At 51.2% G+C, this 539-nt stretch carries 1 protein-coding gene; it reads left to right on the forward strand.

Annotation, left to right across the window (positions count from 1 at the left end; translation table 11 throughout):
* Positions 1-217: 217 nt before the first annotated feature.
* Entirely contained in the window at positions 218-529 is a 312-nt protein-coding gene (locus XpopCFBP1817_RS21130; RefSeq protein WP_128418507.1) for a hypothetical protein, read from the forward strand.
* Positions 530-539: the final 10 nt, after the last annotated feature.

A 539-nucleotide genomic window follows, 5' to 3' on the forward strand; every position in this document is an offset into this window, starting at 1 on the left:
GCTGATTTTTTGAAGGTATGGTCATCATCCAGTGCGTGTCACCACGGCTACGACTTGGTTGTTCGAGGTGCCCTCAATACAGCGGCCAAGCGACGCTGACAATACCCACGCCTTGATAAGGTCTTGCTGATTCTCATTCAAACGAGAGCGCCGCACTTCGGCGCTTTCTCCAATTAAAGAGCAAGAAATGTTGACGAGATTTCTCATCTCCTCTTGGTTGACACTCACCTGTTTCCAAACCTACGCTGGGAATATCCTTCCACAGGATGGTCCAGGTATCACGCTAATGGTGCTGCGGGGAGAGGTTTCCCCGCTCGAAAAGCTCTCCAATAGTGACGGCCTTGCCAAGCTACCGGCGAAAGCTGGACTCTTCAGGGCCGAATCAAACTTTGACGCTTCGAACAAAGCGATTGAAGAGTTTTTAAAAGATCGCAAGGTATTGGCGCAAAAGGGAGCAGGGGCTGAGGTATCCCCACGTTTTTCAGCCCATGACCATCTGGTTGTAGACGTGTTCGGGCAGTGTGCGTAATCGCTCCAGA

The sequence above is a fragment of the Xanthomonas populi genome, assembly GCF_002940065.1.
GTDB lineage: Bacteria > Pseudomonadota > Gammaproteobacteria > Xanthomonadales > Xanthomonadaceae > Xanthomonas > Xanthomonas populi.